Raw genomic sequence first — 14,040 nt, 5'->3', positions numbered from 1 at the left:
CTTCAAGCCCAGACGAAAAAAATCCCGCCGCGGCGGGATTTTTTGTGGGCGCTCGACAAGCGAGCAACCCCCTTTGCCGATCAGGCGGCTTTCTTGACCGGCGGCAAGTCGGTACAGGTCCCATGCGCCACTTCCGCAGCCATGCCGATGCTCTCGCCCAGCGTCGGATGCGGGTGGATCGTCTTGCCGATGTCGATCTCGTCCGCGCCCATTTCGATGGCCAATGCGATCTCGCCGATCATGTCGCCGGCATGCGTGCCGACGATGCCGCCGCCGAGGATGCGGTGCGTCTCGGCGTCGAACAGCAGCTTGGTGAAGCCTTCGTCGCGACCGTTGGCGATGGCACGGCCTGAAGCGGTCCACGGGAAGTGGCCCTTCTTGATCTTGATGCCTTCGGCCTTGGCCTGGTCTTCCGTGAGGCCGACCCACGCCACCTCGGGGTCGGTGTAGGCCACGCTGGGGATCACGCGGGCGTTGAACGCGGCGCTGGACAGCTCCTTGTCGCCCTTCTGCTCGCCAGCGATCACCTCGGCTGCCACATGCGCCTCGTGCACCGCCTTGTGGGCCAGCATGGGCTGACCCACGATGTCGCCGATGGCGAAGATGTGGGGCACGTTCGTGCGCATCTGGATGTCGACCGGAATGAAGCCGCGGTCGCTGACCGTAACGCCGGCCTTCTCGGCGCCGATCTTCTTGCCGTTCGGGCTGCGGCCCACGGCCTGCAGCACGAGGTCATACACCTGTGGCTCCTTCGGAGCGTTCTCGCCCTCGAAGGTGACCTTGATGCCCTCCTTCGTGGCTTCGGCGCCGACCGTCTTGGTCTTCAACATGATGTTGTCGAAGCGCGGCGCATTCATCTTCTGCCAGACCTTGACGAGGTCGCGGTCGGCGCCCTGCATCAGGCCGTCGAGCATTTCGACCACGTCCAGGCGCGCGCCCAGCGTGGAGTACACCGTGCCCATTTCGAGCCCGATGATGCCGCCGCCCAGGATCAGCATGCGCTTGGGGTCGGTGCCCATCTCGAGCGCGCCGGTGGAGTCGACCACGCGCGGGTCCTTCGGCATGAAGGGCAGGCTCACGGCCTGCGAGCCGGCCGCGATGATGGCGTTGCGGAACTTGACGATCTGCTTCTTGCCCGTGGTGTCCCAGCTCGTGCCCGAGGTCTCTTCGACTTCCATGTGGTACGGATCGATGAAGTTGCCCACGCCGCGCAGCACCGTCACCTTGCGCATCTTGGCCATGGCAGTGAGGCCGCCGGTGAGCTTGCCCACCACCTTGTTCTTGTGGCCGAGCAGCTTGGCGCGATCGACCGTGGGCGCGGCGAAGCTCACACCGAGGTCGGCGAAGTGCTTGACCTCGTCCATGACGGAGGCCACGTGCAGCAACGCCTTCGAGGGGATGCAGCCGACGTTCAGGCACACGCCGCCGAGCGTGGCGTAGCGTTCGATCAGCACGACCTTCAGGCCGAGGTCTGCCGCACGGAAGGCGGCCGAGTAGCCGCCAGGGCCGGCGCCGATCACGATCACGTCGCACTCGACATCGACCTTGCCGCCGTAGGTGGACGCCACGGGTGCGGCAGCCGGTGCCGGCGCGGGAGCGGCCTTGGGAGCGGGCGCAGTTGCCGCTACGGGCGCGGCTGCCGCCGGTGCAGGCGCGGCGGCCCCATCGACTTCCAGCGTCAGCACCACGGAGCCTTGCTTGACCTTGTCGCCCACCTTGACCGCCAGCCCCTTCACCACGCCAGCCGCCGACGACGGAATTTCCATCGAGGCCTTGTCCGATTCGACCGTGATCAGCGACTGCTCGGCCTTGACCGTATCGCCGACATTGACCAGCACCTCGATCACCGCGACTTCGTCGAAGTCGCCGATGTCGGGCACCTTGATTTGTTGTTCGCTCATTTGGACACTTTCAGTTTGAGTGTGAGAACGTCGACCGGTGGGGCCGAATTGCGATCGAATTCGCAGGCGGCGGCGATCCCCGCCTCCGCCACGTCGCGCGAGCTGCGCGACTTGATGTCATAAGCCGCGTGCATGGCGCCGAGCGCAAAGCTGCGTCCGGAGCCGATGGACCAGAACTGCTTGAACTCGAACACCTCGCGGTAGCTGTAGATGCCGTAGATGCCGCTCTGGTTGGCCATCAGCATCGTGAACTGGCTCGACTCGTAGGGCTCGTGCTCATCTTCCTTGGTCTGCATGAAGAACGAGTCCTTCAGCACCGGATGCAGCATCGTGAAGGTGCGGAAGATCTCGTGCTTGCTGCCGAACAGCAGTTTCTCGCGCTCCTGCGCGGCCAGCGCGTGCTGCAGCACCAGGAAGTGCGCGGCGGCGCCGGCCATCGCGAACAGGCTGGTGCCCGCCGCGTCCTCGACGGTGAAGATCTTCTGGTTTGCTTCGGCCTTGTGCGACAAGCGCGTGTCGCCGAAGGTCACCAGAGAATCGGCTGCCATCGTGACCTGGCCGCCTTTGCGGACGGCCACTACCGTGGTCATAGAAGAATTCGACGGTAGTCCGCGAGCACCTGGCCCAGGTAGGCGTTGAAACGCGCTGCCAGGGCGCCGTCGATCACGCGGTGGTCATACGACAGCGACAGCGGCAGCGTCAGGCGCGGCACGAACTGCTTGCCGTCCCACACCGGCTTCATCTGGCCCTTGGAGAGGCCAAGGATGGCCACTTCGGGGGCGTTGATGATGGGCGTGAAGTGCGTGCCGCCGATGCCGCCGAGCGAGCTGATCGAGAAGCAGCCGCCCTGCATGTCGGCCGAGCCGAGCTTGCCGTCGCGCGCCTTCTTGGCGAGTTCGCCCATCTCGGCGCTGATCTGCAGGATGCCCTTCTTGTCGGCATCTTTCAGCACCGGCACCACGAGCCCGTTGGGCGTGTCGGCGGCGAAGCCGACGTTGTAGTACTGCTTGTAGACGAGCTGGTCGCCGTCCAGGCTGGTGTTGAACTCGGGGAATTTCTTCAGCGCCGCGACCACCGCCTTGATGACGAAGGCCAGCATCGTGACCTTGATGCCCGACTTCTCGTTCTCCTTGTTGGTGGAGACGCGGAAGGCTTCGAGCTCGGTGATGTCGGCTTCGTCGTTGTTGGTGACGTGCGGAATCATCACCCAGTTGCGGTGCAGGTTGGCGCCGCTGAGCTTCTTGATGCGCGACAGGTCCTTGCGCTCGACCGCGCCGAACTTCGTGAAGTCGACCTTGGGCCATGGGATGAGGCCCAGCGCGGCGCCGTCTGCGCCACCACCGGCCGGCGCCTTGGCCGCCGAGGCCTTGGTGCTGACCTGGCCGCTCATCACAGCCTTGGTGAAACCCTGGACGTCTTCTTGCGTGATGCGGCCCTTGGGGCCCGAGCCCTTGATTTCTTCGAGCGGCACGCCGAGTTCGCGCGCGAACTTGCGCACCGAAGGCGACGCGTGCGGCAGGCTGCCGGTCGGCGCCGCGGTGGGTTCGTGCGGGGCGGCTGCGGCCGGTGCCGGCGAGGCAGCGGGCGCAGGGGCGCAGGCCGTCGCGGCCGCTGCGGCTTGTGCCGGCGCAGGCGCTGCGGCAGCCGCAACGCCTTCGAGCACCGCGATCAGGTCACCGATATTCACCGTATCGCCGACCTTGACCTTGAGTTCCTTGAGCACGCCCGCGGCCGACGACGGGATTTCCATCGAGGCCTTGTCCGACTCCACCGTGATCAGCGATTGCTCGGCCGCGACGGTGTCGCCGACCTTCACGAGCAGCTCGATGACGGCCACGTCCTTGAAATCGCCGATGTCCGGCACCTTGATCTCGACCGGGCCCGAAGCGGCCGGCGCGGCCGCTGGCGCTGCAGCGACGGGTGCGGGTGCTGCCGCCGCGGGTGCCGCAGCAGCAGGGGGCGATGCAGGAGACGGAGCCGAAGCAGCCGCGCCCTCCGCCTCGAGCACCAGCACCACCGAACCCTGCTTCACCTTGCCACCGATCTCGACCTTGATTTCCTTGACCACACCGGCGGTCGACGACGGAATTTCCATCGACGCCTTGTCCGATTCCACGGTGATGAGCGACTGCTCGGCCTTGACCGTATCGCCCACCTTCACCAGCACCTCGATCACCGCGACTTCATCGAAATCGCCGATGTCCGGCACCTTGACTTCCACTGCTGCCATATCGTTTGTCTCCCGCCGTGAGGCGCCGTTTCATTCGTTGATTGTTGAGCCCCCAGGGCCGGGCTGCGCCCGGCTCGCCCCCCGAGGGGGCCAAGCAAAGTGGCAAAGCCACATTTGCTTGAGAGGGTCAGGCATAGAGAGGGTTGACCTTGTCGACATTGATGCCGTACTTCTTGATCGCTTCGACCACCTTGGCCACCGGCACGGTGCCATCTTCGCTCAGCGCCTTGAGTGCGGCCACCACGATGTAGTGACGATTGATTTCAAAGTGCTCGCGCAGCTTGTTGCGGAAGTCGCTGCGGCCGAAGCCGTCGGTGCCCAGCACCTTGTAGGTACGGCCCTTCGGGATGAAGGGGCGGATCTGCTCCGCATAGGCCTTCATGTAGTCGGTCGACGCGACCACCGGGCCGGTGCTGCCCGAGAGCTGTTGCGACACGAACGGAACGCGCGGCGCGTCGCTCGGATGCAGCAGGTTCCAGCGGTCGGCGTCCTGGCCGTCACGCGTCAGCTCGTTGAAGCTCGGGCAGCTCCACACGGAAGCCGACACGCCCCAGTCCTTCTCGAGCAGCTCTTGCGCCGCGAAGCTCTCGCGCAGGATGGTGCCGCTGCCCAGCAGTTGCACGGTCGGTGCCTTGGCCTTGAGCGCCGGGCCCTGCTTCGACAGGTACATGCCCTTGATGATCTGCTCTTCGGTGCCGGGCTGCAGGCCAGGCATCGCGTAGTTCTCGTTGAGCAGCGTCAGGTAGTAGTAGACGTTGTCCTGCTTCTCGACCATGCGCTTGAGGCCGTGGTGCAGGATCACGCCGACTTCGTGCGCGAAGGTCGGGTCGTAGCTCACGCAGTTCGGGATGGTGTTGGCCAGGATGTGGCTGTGACCGTCTTCGTGCTGCAAGCCTTCGCCGTTGAGCGTGGTGCGTCCCGAGGTGCCGCCCAGCAGGAAGCCGCGTGCCTGCATGTCGCCGGCCGCCCAGGCCAGGTCGCCGATGCGTTGGAAACCGAACATCGAGTAGTACACGTAGAACGGCACCATGATGCGGTTGTTCGTGCTGTACGACGTGGCGGCTGCGATCCAGCTCGACATGCCGCCGGCTTCGTTGATGCCTTCCTGCAGGATCTGGCCGGCCTTGTCTTCCCTGTAGTACATGACCTGGTCTTTGTCGACCGGGGTGTACTGCTGGCCGTGCGGGTTGTAGATGCCGATCTGGCGGAACAGGCCTTCCATGCCGAAGGTGCGCGCCTCGTCCACGAGGATCGGCACCACGCGCGGGCCCAGTGCCTTGTCGCGCAGAAGCTGCGTCAGGAAGCGCACGTAGGCTTGCGTGGTCGAGATCTCGCGGCCTTCGGCCGTGGGCTCCATCACCGACTTGAAGATGTCGAGCGACGGCACCGTGAACGCCTCGTCGGCCTTGGTGCGGCGGTGCGGCAGGTAGCCACCGAGGGCCTTGCGGCGCTCATGCAGGTACTTCATTTCCGGGGTGTCGTCGGCCGGCTTGTAGAACGGCAGCTCGGCGATCTTGCTGTCCGGAATCGGGATGTTGAAGCGGTCGCGGAAGGCCATGATGTCCTCGTCGCTGAGCTTCTTCGTCTGGTGGACGTTGTTCTTGCCCTCGCCGATCTTGCCCATGCCGAAGCCCTTGACGGTCTTGACGAGCAGCACCGTGGGCTGGCCCTTGTGGTTCTGGGCGGCATGGAAGGCGGCGTACACCTTCTGCGAGTCATGGCCGCCGCGCTGCAGGCTCCAGACCTCGTCGTCGGTCATGTGCTCGACCATCTTCAGCGTGCGCGGATCGCGGCCGAAGAAGTTCTTGCGCACGTAGGCACCGTCGTTGGCCTTGAACGACTGGTAGTCGCCGTCGTTGCACTCCATCATGATCTTGCGCAGCGCGCCGTCATGGTCCTTCTCGAGCAGGGCGTCCCAGCCCTTGCCCCAGATCAGCTTGACGACGTTCCAGTTGGCGCCGCGGAACTCGCCTTCGAGCTCCTGGATGATCTTGCCGTTGCCGCGCACCGGGCCGTCCAGGCGCTGCAGGTTGCAGTTGATGACGAAGATCAGGTTGTCGAGGTTCTCGCGTGCCGCCAGGCCGATGGCGCCCAGCGATTCGACCTCGTCCATTTCACCGTCGCCGCAGAACACCCACACCTTGCGGTTCTCGGTGTTGGCGATGCCGCGGGCATGCAGGTACTTGAGGAAGCGGGCCTGGTAGATGGCCATCAGCGGGCCGAGGCCCATGGACACCGTGGGGAACTGCCAGAACGCGGGCATCAGCTTCGGATGCGGGTAGCTGGACAGGCCCTTGCCGTCGACTTCCTGGCGGAAGTTGAGCAGTTGCTCTTCGCTCAGGCGGCCTTCGAGGTAGGCGCGGGCATAAATGCCGGGCGACACGTGGCCCTGGATGTAGAGCAGGTCGCCGCCATGATTTTCGCTCTCGGCGCGCCAGAAGTGATTGAAGCCGGCACCGAACATGCTCGCCAGCGAGGCGAAGGAGCCGATGTGGCCACCCAGGTCGCCACCTTCGGGTGGATGGATCCGGTTGGCCTTGACCACCATTGCCATCGCGTTCCAGCGCATGTAGGCACGCAGGCGCTGTTCGATCTCGAGGTTGCCGGGGCTGCGAGCCTCCATGCCGGGCTCGATGGTGTTGACGTAGCCGGTGTTGGCAGAGAAAGGCATGTCGACGCTGTTCTGGCGCGCATGCTCGAGCAGTTGCTCTAGAAGGAAGTGGGCCCGTTCCGGACCCTCGCTCTGGATGACGGAGGTCAGTGCATCCATCCATTCACGGGTCTCCTGGGCGTCCGCATCGTTTGCGGCCGAGCCGAACAGGTTCTCGGGATTTGCCGACATGCTTGTCTCTCCTTTTAGGGCTGTGGCTGTAATTTAGTGCGCTCTGCAATAAACGCGGGCGAGTTTCGCATAGAAATCTCAGCATTTCAAATGGCGCCTGTTGATTTCTTAATGTGATATTTAAAAGATACTGGAGGCCGCGGAACGCAACCGCGCCACGATCAGTGTCACCGTGCCTTTTCGACCCGCCCAAGGGGGCATCCCCTAAACTCGGCCCATGCCCTTTTCCTCTCCGCTGGCCGTGGCCCGCAGTGCCGTGAATGCCTCGCCGCTGTCCTGGTGGCGCCGCTGGTGGCGTCGGCAAACGCCGGTGCTGCAGGACGCCGTTGCCATGCTCGCGCCGATGGCGGCCGTGCTTCTCTTTCTCGCTGCGATCGTCTCGGCCTTCTGGTATCTGCGCACCGAGGAAGTCGAGCGCGAGCAAGAGTCGGTGCGACGCGACGTCGAGTACGCGCAGCAGCGCATGCGGCTGCGCTTGCTGGAGCGGCAAGAGCAACTGATGCGCATCGCACGCGATGCCTCCAACCGCGAGATCGACCCGATCGAATTCACGAGCCGGGCCGAATCGCTGGTCAGCCAGTTCCCCGAATTGCAGACGATCACCTGGATCGACGACCGCCGCCGCTTCAAGGCCGGTTACGCGGCGCCCAGCGTGCACCCCGCCCAACAGCACCTGATCGGCGACGTGCTGCGCCCCGGCGACATCGAAAGCAACTACGCCCTGGCGCGCGAGCTGCGCCAGCCTGTGTACTCGCAACCCGTGGCCGGCGGCGATCCGCCGGCAATGCTGCAATTGCACATCCCACTGTTCGACCAAGGCCTGTTCGCAGGCGTGGTGCTGGGCGAGTTCTCGGTCGACGGCCTGCTGCGCTACGGCATGCCCTCCGAGGTGCAGGCACGCTATGCCGTCTCGCTGCTCGATGCCAAGGGCAACGTGATCGCCGGCAACACCGCCAACTTGAAGGACAGCGGCACGCGCCTGCTGCCCTGGACCGAACGGACCAACGAATACGAAGTGCCGGTGTCCCCGGTCGGCAATGCACTGGTGCTGCGGGCGCAGGCCTACCGCACCTCGCAGGGCGTGGTGGGCAACGGCCTGTTCTGGCTGGTCTGCGCGTTGAGCGTTCTCACGAGCTGGATGCTGATCGGCACCTGGCGCCACACCCGACGACGACTGCAGGCACAGCAGCGGCTGGTGGCCGAGACCAACTTCCGCCGCGCGATGGAAAACTCCATGCTGACCGGCATGCGCGTGCTCGATCTGCAAGGCCGCATCACCTACGTGAATGCCGCCTTCTGCGCGATGACGGGATGGAGCGAAGCCGAACTGGTCGGGCAATCGCCGCCCTTCCCCTATTGGCTTGAATCCGACCGTGAGGTGATGAACGAGCGCCTCGAAGAAGAGTTGCACGGGCGCGCGCTGCCCGGCGGCTTCCAGGTCCGCGTGAAGCGCAAGAACGGCAGCGTGTTCAACGCCCGTCTCTATGTATCGCCGCTGATCGATGCGCGCGGCCACCAGACCGGCTGGATGACCTCGATGACCGACATCACCGAGCCCACGCGCATCCGCGAGCAGCTCTCGGCGTCGTACGAGCGCTTCACCACGGTGCTCGAAGCGCTGGACGCGGCCGTGTCGGTCGCCCCCATCGGCAGCGAGGAACTGTTGTTTGCCAACAAGCTGTATCGCCTGTGGTTCGGCTCTGACACCGTGGGCCACCTGGGCATGGTGGCGCAAGCTGGTGTGCCGGCGTCGAACGCGCATGACGAAGGCCTGGACGACGTCGACCCCTACGCCGGCCTGCCGATCGACACGCTCACCGCCGCGCAAACCGCCAACAACGAAATCTTCGTGCCGCACCTGGGCAAGTGGCTCGAAGTGCGCTCGCGCTACCTGACCTGGGTCGATGGCCGCCTGGCGCAACTTGTGATCGCCACCGACATCACGCCGCGCCGCGATGCCGAGGAACAGGCCGCGGCGCAAGCCGATCGCGCGCAAGCCGCCAGCCGCCTGATCACCATGGGTGAAATGGCGTCGAGCGTGGCGCACGAGCTCAACCAGCCGCTGACCGCCATCACCAACTACTGCAACGGGATGATGTCGCGCATCAAGGGCCAGACGATCGACACCGAGGCGCTGCTCGCCGCGCTGGAAAAGACGTCGAAGCAGGCCCAGCGCGCGGGCCAGATCATCCAGCGCATCCGCTCCTTCGTGAAGCGCAGCGAACCCAATCGCACGCCCGCCGATGTTGCGACCATGGTGAGCGAGGCCGTCGAACTTGCGGGCATCGAACTGCGCCGCCGCAATGTGCGACTGAACCACTACGTGGCCGCGCGGCTGCCGGTGGTGCGCGTCGACCCGATCCTCATCGAGCAGGTGATGGTCAACCTGCTGAAGAACGCGGCCGAATCCATCGACATTGCCGACCGGCCGCTGGCGCGCCGCAGCGTCGAACTCCGTGTGTTGCCGAAGGTTATCGAAGGTCACAATGCCATCGAGTTTTCGGTGCAGGACACAGGCAAGGGCCTGGCGCCGGAAGTGATGGACCGGCTCTACGAAGCCTTCTTTTCCACCAAGCCGGAAGGCATGGGCATTGGGCTGAATCTGTGCCGAACCATCGTCGAGTCGCACCGCGGCCGGATGCAGGCGGAGAACATCTACAATGGCCCGGATGTGATCGGATGCCGTTTTTCCTTCTGGATTCCGGTGTTGGACGCTATCAGTTCCGTAGCTAGCGACGAGGCAAAGGTACCTGCATGAGTTTGATTCCGAAGAAGGGCACGGTCTACGTCGTCGACGATGACGAAGCCGTACGCGATTCGCTGCAATGGCTGCTCGAAGGCAAGGACTACAGAGTCCGCTGTTTCGATTCCGCCGAATCCTTTCTCTCCCGATACGACCCGCGCGAAGTCGCCTGTTTGATCGTCGACATCCGCATGGCCGGCATGACCGGCCTCGAATTGCAGGATCGGCTGATCGAGAGGCGCTCCCCGCTGCCGATCGTGGTCATCACCGGCCACGGCGACGTGCCGATGGCGGTCGACAGCATGAAGAAGGGGGCGATGGATTTCATCCAGAAGCCCTTCAACGACGAAGAACTCGTCACGCTGGTCGAGCGCATGCTCGAACATGCACGCGGCGCCTTCACCCAGCACCAGCAGTCGGCCAGCCGCGACGCGCTGCTGTCCAAGCTCACTGGCCGCGAGGCTCAGGTGCTCGAACGCATCGTCGCCGGCCGGCTGAACAAGCAGATTGCCGACGACCTCGGCATCAGCATCAAGACGGTGGAGGCGCACCGCGCCAACATCATGGAAAAGCTCAACGCCAACACGGTGGCCGATCTGCTCAAAATCGCCCTCGGACAGGCCGCACCGGTCGCCAAAGCCTAGAAGCTGTCCGCCCGATAGCAATGGATGTCCCCACGCCTGCGCAAGCGGGCGTTTTTACTTGAAAAATCGAAACCGATGACCGCCCAACTGATCGACGGCAACGCCCTCGCAAAAACCATTCGCGCCGAGGTTGCCGGCCGCACCGCCGCGCTGAAGGCCAGTGGCGTGAACCCGGCCCTCTCCATCATCCTCGTGGGCGACGACCCGGCCAGCCAGGTCTACACCAAGCACAAGGTCAACGACAGCACCGAGACCGGCCTGCAGGCCACGCTGGAGCGCTACCCCGCCGACCTGAGCGAGGCCGACCTGCTGGCCCGCATCCGCGCCCTCAACGACGATCCCAAAGCGCATGGCATCCTGGTGCAACTGCCGCTGCCCAAGCACATGGACAGCCAGAAGGTCATCGAGACGATTTCCCCCGCCAAGGACGTGGACGGCTTCCACGTTGCCAGTGCCGGCGCCCTGATGACCGGCGCGCCCGGCTTCTGGCCCTGCACACCGCATGGCTGCATGAAGATGCTCGAAGCCATCGGCTACGACCTGCGCGGCAAGCATGCGGTGGTGATCGGCCGCAGCAACATCGTCGGCAAGCCGATGGCCATGATGCTGCTGGCCAAGAGCGCCACCGTGACCATCTGCCACAGCGCCACGCAGGACCTGGGCGCCATCACGCGCCAGGCCGACGTGGTCGTGGCCGCCGTGGGCAAGCTGAATCTGCTGACCGCCGACATGGTGAAGCCCGGCGCGGTCGTCATCGACGTGGGCATGAACCGCAAGGCGGACGGCAAACTGGCCGGCGACGTCGATTTCGACGGCGTGAAGGAAGTGGCCAGCTGGATCACGCCCGTGCCGGGCGGCGTCGGCCCCATGACCCGCGCCATGCTGCTCGTCAACACCCTTGAAGCCGCGGAACGCGCCGCCAAGTAATTTCCATGGCCATGACGAACAACCCCCTCCTCGACTTCACCGACCTCCCGCTGTTCGACCGCATCAAGCCGGAGCACGTCGCGCCCGCCGTCGATGTACTGCTTGCCGAAGCCGAGACCGCGCTGCAGACCGTCACGGCGCCAGAGTTTCCAGCCGACTGGAATGCAATTTCCAAGGTGCTCGAAGTGGCGTCCGAACGCTTCGGCCGCGCCTGGAGCGCTGTAGGCCACCTCAACGCAGTGGCCGACACGCCCGAGTTGCGCGCTGCCTACAACGAAGCGATGCCTCGCGTGACCGCTTTCTGGACCAGCCTGGGTTCCGACGAGCGGCTCTACGCCAAGTACAAGGCCATCGACGTCGCCACCCTCAATGCCGAGCAGCACCAGGCGCACCGCAATGCGGTGCGCAACTTCGTGCTGGGCGGCGCCGAACTGCAGGGCGATGCCAAGAAGCGCTTCGCCGACATCCAGGAACGCCAGGCCGAGCTGAGCCAGAAGTTCAGCGAGAACGCGCTCGACGCCACCGACGCCTTTGCCTACTACGCCAAGCTGGGTGAACTCGAAGGCGTGCCTGAAGACGTGGTGAGCGCCGCACGCGCGGCCGCCGACGCTGAAGGCAAGGACGGCTACAAGCTCACGCTCAAGATGCCGTGCTACCTGCCTGTGATGCAGTTCGCCAGGAGCAGCGCACTGCGCGAAACGCTCTACCGCGCCTACGTCACGCGTGCCAGCGAATTCGGCGATGCCGCCTTCGACAACACCGCGCTCATCACCGAGATCCTCGCGCTGCGCGAGGAAGAGGCCAAGCTGCTCGGCTACAAGAATTTCGGCGAACTGTCGGTCGTGCCGAAGATGGCCGAGTCGCCCGAGCAGGTCGTCAAGTTCCTGCGCGATCTGGCGACCAAAGCCAAGCCCTATGGCGAACGCGACCTGGCCGACCTGCGCGCCTTTGCCTCCGAACAATTGAGCATCACCGACCCGCAGCCCTGGGACTGGAGCTACATCGGCGAGAAGCTCAAGGAAGCGCGCTACGCCTTCAGCGAGCAAGAGGTGAAGCAGTACTTCCCCGCACCGAAGGTCATGGCCGGCCTGTTCAAGATCGTCGAGACGCTGTTCGAAGTGTCGATCCGCCGCGACAACGCGCCCACGTGGCATCCGAGCGTCGAGTTCTATCGCATCGAACGTGGCGGCCAGAAGGTCGGTCAGTTCTACCTCGACCCCTCCGCTCGCGCCGCCAAGCGCGGTGGCGCCTGGATGGACGATGTGCGCGCCCGCTGGCTGCGGCCCGACAACGGCGTGCTGCAAACGCCAGTGGCGCAACTGGTCTGCAACTTCGCCAGCGGTGTCGACGGCAAGCCACCGCTGCTCACGCACGACGACGTGACCACCCTCTTCCACGAGTTCGGCCACGGCCTGCACCACATGCTCACGCAGGTGAACGAGCGCGACGTCTCGGGCATCAGCGGCGTCGAGTGGGATGCGGTCGAGCTGCCGAGCCAGTTCATGGAGAACTTCTGCTGGGAGTGGGATGTGCTCAAGCACATGACGGCCCACGTCGACTCCGGCGAGCCGCTGCCTCGCGCGCTGTTCGACAAGATGACCGCCGCCAAGAACTTCCAGAGTGGCCTGCAGACGCTGCGCCAGATCGAGTTCTCGCTGTTCGACATGCTGCTGCACACCGAGTACCACGCGGCCACTGCCAAGCAGGGCGACGTGATGGCCCTGCTCGGCAAGGTTCGCACCGAAGTGGCCGTGATGCCCTCGCCGCCCTTCAGCCGCACGCCGAATACGTTCAGCCACATCTTCTCGGGCGGCTACGCGGCCGGCTACTACAGCTACAAGTGGGCCGAGGTGCTGAGCGCCGACGCCTATGCGGCCTTCGAGGAAACCGTGGGCGCCGATGGCGAGCCGAACATCGAGACCGGCCGCAAGTATCGCCAGGCCATCCTGGAAGCCGGCGGTAGCCGCAGCGCCATGGATTCGTTCAAGGCCTTCCGCGGCCGCGAGCCCCAGCTTGATGCGCTCCTGCGACACCAGGGCATGGCGCAGGCCCAGCCCGCTTGATGCGGCGCTGAAGCTTGCGATACTCGGGCGATGCATCCGACCATTTACAAATTCTCACTGCATCGCCTGACCGGCCTCGCCCTTGTGCTCGTTGCTGCAGGCGCGATGGCGCAGCCGGTCTACCGCCAGGTCGACAAGAACGGCAAGGTCACTTTCTCCGACCGCGCGCCCTCGGCCAGCGCCGAACAGGGCGCGGGTTCACAAAGCGGCCCCACCACGTCAAGCAATGCGGGGCTTCCGTACGAACTTCGACAGGTGGCGCAACGCTATCCGGTCACGCTGTACAGCAGTGACGACTGTGGACCTTGCGGCGAGGCGCGCACGCTGCTCACCACCCGCGGCATTCCTTTCGAGGAACGCACGATCAAGAGCAATGAAGAGGTCGAGGCACTGCAGCGCCTGAGCGGCCAGACTTCACTGCCGCTGCTCACGATCGGATCGCAGCAACTCAAGGGCTATGCGGATGTCGACTGGTCGAAGTACCTCGACGCGGCCGGCTACCCCAAGAGCAACAGTCTGCCTGCGGGCTACCGCAATGCACCGGCCCGTCCGCTGATCGCCCAACAGGCGGCGCCTGCACCGCGCGCTGCGGCAGCACCGGCGGCACAACCCGCGCCACCACCCGCAGCATCGAGCGAACCGAGCCCCAGCAACCCGGCCGGCATCAAATTCTGATCGGAGGGCGGTTCG

Annotated in this window: 9 protein-coding genes; 5 read left to right on the top strand and 4 right to left on the bottom strand. The window is 65.0% G+C overall.

The annotated features are described in order from the left end of the window. Positions 1-80: 80 nt before the first annotated feature. The 4 genes from lpdA to aceE all read right to left on the bottom strand — a co-directional run bounded on the left by lpdA (position 81) and on the right by aceE (position 6,973). Positions 81-1,901 (bottom strand): dihydrolipoyl dehydrogenase, encoded by a 1,821-nt coding sequence (gene lpdA / locus H7F35_RS26675; protein WP_187109548.1) that lies wholly within the window; start codon positions 1,899-1,901, stop codon positions 81-83. Next, complete coding sequence (locus H7F35_RS26670; RefSeq protein ID WP_187109547.1) at positions 1,898-2,491, bottom strand: MFS transporter; 594 nt, start codon at positions 2,489-2,491, stop codon at positions 1,898-1,900. The genes lpdA and H7F35_RS26670 overlap by 4 nt, the downstream gene beginning before the upstream one ends. Further along, positions 2,488-4,131, bottom strand: a complete 1,644-nt coding sequence (gene aceF / locus H7F35_RS26665; protein WP_187109546.1) for a dihydrolipoyllysine-residue acetyltransferase — start codon at positions 4,129-4,131, stop codon at positions 2,488-2,490. Before aceF ends, H7F35_RS26670 begins: the two co-directional genes overlap by 4 nt. 127 nt (positions 4,132-4,258) lie before the next feature. Then, positions 4,259-6,973 carry a pyruvate dehydrogenase (acetyl-transferring), homodimeric type gene (aceE, locus tag H7F35_RS26660; protein ID WP_187109545.1) on the bottom strand — a complete coding sequence of 905 codons (2,715 nt, stop codon included), beginning with the start codon at positions 6,971-6,973 and terminating at the stop codon, positions 4,259-4,261. Between the two features lie 217 nt (positions 6,974-7,190). Between aceE and H7F35_RS26655 the strand changes: the two genes are divergently transcribed. The 5 genes from H7F35_RS26655 to H7F35_RS26635 all read left to right on the top strand — a co-directional run bounded on the left by H7F35_RS26655 (position 7,191) and on the right by H7F35_RS26635 (position 14,025). Beyond that, positions 7,191-9,731: a PAS domain S-box protein gene (locus H7F35_RS26655; protein ID WP_187109544.1), complete on the top strand. Its 2,541-nt coding sequence runs from the start codon at positions 7,191-7,193 to the stop codon at positions 9,729-9,731. Further along, on the top strand, positions 9,728-10,360 hold the full coding sequence (locus H7F35_RS26650; protein WP_187109543.1) for a response regulator transcription factor: 633 nt from the start codon (positions 9,728-9,730) through the stop codon (positions 10,358-10,360). Before H7F35_RS26655 ends, H7F35_RS26650 begins: the two co-directional genes overlap by 4 nt. Before the next feature lie 75 nt (positions 10,361-10,435). Continuing rightward, positions 10,436-11,287 carry a bifunctional methylenetetrahydrofolate dehydrogenase/methenyltetrahydrofolate cyclohydrolase FolD gene (folD, locus tag H7F35_RS26645; protein WP_187109542.1) on the top strand — a complete coding sequence of 284 codons (852 nt, stop codon included), beginning with the start codon at positions 10,436-10,438 and terminating at the stop codon, positions 11,285-11,287. Between the two features lie 5 nt (positions 11,288-11,292). Further along, a complete protein-coding gene (locus tag H7F35_RS26640; protein WP_187109541.1) occupies positions 11,293-13,350 on the top strand; it encodes a M3 family metallopeptidase in 2,058 nt (685 codons plus the stop codon). 30 nt (positions 13,351-13,380) lie between these two features. Next, on the top strand, positions 13,381-14,025 hold the full coding sequence (locus H7F35_RS26635; protein WP_187109540.1) for a glutaredoxin family protein: 645 nt from the start codon (positions 13,381-13,383) through the stop codon (positions 14,023-14,025). Positions 14,026-14,040 lie beyond the last annotated feature (15 nt).

The organism is Variovorax sp. PAMC26660, assembly GCF_014302995.1.
In the GTDB taxonomy this organism is placed as follows: domain Bacteria; phylum Pseudomonadota; class Gammaproteobacteria; order Burkholderiales; family Burkholderiaceae_C; genus Variovorax.
The sequence above is the reverse complement of the archived record's forward strand: the minus strand, read 5'-3'. Positions and strand labels throughout refer to the sequence as shown.

Coding starts and splice junctions, on each gene's coding strand:
- H7F35_RS26635 (WP_187109540.1), top strand. CDS start 13,381: ATGCATCCGACCATTTACAAATTCTCACTGCATCGCCTGACCGGCCTC.
- H7F35_RS26640 (WP_187109541.1), top strand. CDS start 11,293: ATGGCCATGACGAACAACCCCCTCCTCGACTTCACCGACCTCCCGCTG.
- H7F35_RS26655 (WP_187109544.1), top strand. CDS start 7,191: ATGCCCTTTTCCTCTCCGCTGGCCGTGGCCCGCAGTGCCGTGAATGCC.
- lpdA (WP_187109548.1), bottom strand. CDS start 1,901: ATGAGCGAACAACAAATCAAGGTGCCCGACATCGGCGACTTCGACGAA.
- folD (WP_187109542.1), top strand. CDS start 10,436: ATGACCGCCCAACTGATCGACGGCAACGCCCTCGCAAAAACCATTCGC.
- aceF (WP_187109546.1), bottom strand. CDS start 4,131: ATGGCAGCAGTGGAAGTCAAGGTGCCGGACATCGGCGATTTCGATGAA.
- H7F35_RS26670 (WP_187109547.1), bottom strand. CDS start 2,491: ATGACCACGGTAGTGGCCGTCCGCAAAGGCGGCCAGGTCACGATGGCA.
- H7F35_RS26650 (WP_187109543.1), top strand. CDS start 9,728: ATGAGTTTGATTCCGAAGAAGGGCACGGTCTACGTCGTCGACGATGAC.
- aceE (WP_187109545.1), bottom strand. CDS start 6,973: ATGTCGGCAAATCCCGAGAACCTGTTCGGCTCGGCCGCAAACGATGCG.